The sequence below is a fragment of the Secundilactobacillus kimchicus JCM 15530 genome, assembly GCF_001433995.1.
Lineage (GTDB): Bacteria > Bacillota > Bacilli > Lactobacillales > Lactobacillaceae > Secundilactobacillus > Secundilactobacillus kimchicus.
In genome coordinates this window covers 1-1,816 of sequence record NZ_AZCX01000025.1, presented here as the reverse complement: position 1 = coordinate 1,816, position 1,816 = coordinate 1, and the positions used below count along the sequence as shown (strand labels likewise).

The window sequence follows — 1,816 nt, the reverse complement described above, 5'->3', positions numbered from 1 at the left end:
CAGCATTGGCACTTGGCTTACCACTGTTGTTGTTGACCTTGCCACTGTGGATCTTGCCAGCATTGCTGACATTGCCACTCTGGTTACCAATCGCACTCTTGGCCTTACCATTTATCCTTGGTACTGGTCTTGGGATGATTCTTAAGGGCATTTGGGATCTTATCAAGTTTATTGCCGGGTTGATCTTCGGCTGGTTGTTGCCACTCGTGGTTCTTGGTGCTTTGGCACTTGGCTTACCACTGTTGCTTTTGACCTTGCCACTTTGGATCTTGCCTGCAATCTTGACGGTACCTTTCTGGTTGCCAATTCTGCTTGGCTTGTTACCATTCTTAATTGGTGCAATCCTCGCTGCTCTTGCTAAGGGTCTCTGGGATCTGTTGAAGCTAGGTCTTGGCGCTATCTTAGGCTGGCTGTTTGCTCCGCTTGTTTTCGGTGCCTTGGCACTTGGCTTACCACTGTTGTTGCTGACCTTGCCATTGTGGATCCTGCCAGCCTTGCTGACATTACCACTCTGGTTGCCACTGTTACTTGCAGCACTGCCACTGTTGTTAGGTAAATTGTTTGGCGCACTTGCGAAAGCCCTTTGGGACTTCCTTAAGTTCTTGGCCGGCGCATTACTTGGTGCTTTGTTCGCGCCAGTTATTCTTGGCGCCCTAGCACTTGGTTTGCCACTCTTATTATTGACACTCCCACTGTGGTTCTTGCCAGCCTTGCTGACATTGCCACTCTGGTTACCATTACTGCTTGCAGCCTTACCATTCTTACTTGGTAACCTGTTAGGCGCACTTCTCGGAAACGGCTTAGGTCATCTGTTATTCACGGCAGCCTTGTTCTTACTTGGCTTACCATTGTTTGGCCTATTACACTTCTTGAGTAAGTTGTTGAAGGGCATCTTCCTGTACCCATTGTTGGCACTTCTTGGTACTCTTCTCGGCGGTCCACTTTACTGGCTGTTAATGCCACTCTGGATCCTGCTACACCTGTTACGGAAGTTGATTAAAGACTTGTTGATTGGGGCATTGTTGTTCCCACTCGGCCTGATCTTCGGTGGATTGCCATTCTTGCTGAGCTTGCCATTGCTTATCGCCGGCTTCTTGTTGGGCCAAGGCAATTGCGGATGCTTTAGCACTTGGTTTGGCCGGTCTTTTGACCGCTATGCCATTCTTACTTGGTTTGCCGTTGGCATTCCTTGGAAACTTCTTGCTTAAGAAGTTGTTAGCAAACATCTTGTTCACGTTGGCCGTTGCCTTATTGGCATTGCCACTGTACGGATTGCTACACGCCTTGAGTAAGTTCTTGAAGGGTCTCTTCCTCTATCCATTGCTTGCATTGCTAGGGACGTTACTCTTCGGACCGTTGTACTGGTTGGCAATGCCACTCTTGATTCTCGGGCACCTTCTTCGGAAGGCGATTACCGACTCTATTAAGTGGTTGCTACTCTTACCAATTGGCTTGTTATTTGGTGGTTTGCCATTCTTGTTGGCATTACCATTCTTGATCGGTGAATTCTTGATCCTTAAGGCACTCGCTGATTTGCTCGGGTTGTTGCCCGCCGCATTACTTGCAGCATTACCATTCCTGCTTGCCTTGCCATTGGCCTTCTTGGGTAACTGGTTATTGAACAACTTGCTTAAGCACTTACTGTTCACCGCAGCCTTGTTCTTACTCGGCTTGCCATTGTTCGGTCTGTTGCACTTCTTGGGTAAGTTGTTGAAGGGGATCTTCCTGTACCCATTGTTGGCACTTCTTGGGACGCTTCTCGGCGGTCCACTGTACTGGCTGTTAATGCCATTGTTCATCTTGCTGCACTTGTTGC

2 protein-coding genes are annotated in these 1,816 nt (G+C 48.5%); both read left to right on the top strand.

The annotated features are described in order from the left end of the window. Positions 1-1,208: hypothetical protein (locus FC96_RS13030; protein ID WP_202813030.1), on the top strand; the 1,208-nt coding region annotated here is incomplete at its 5' end. Beyond that, on the top strand, positions 1,156-1,816 hold a 661-nt coding region (locus tag FC96_RS12490; protein WP_202813029.1), incomplete at its 3' end, for a hypothetical protein. The genes FC96_RS13030 and FC96_RS12490, both read left to right, overlap by 53 nt.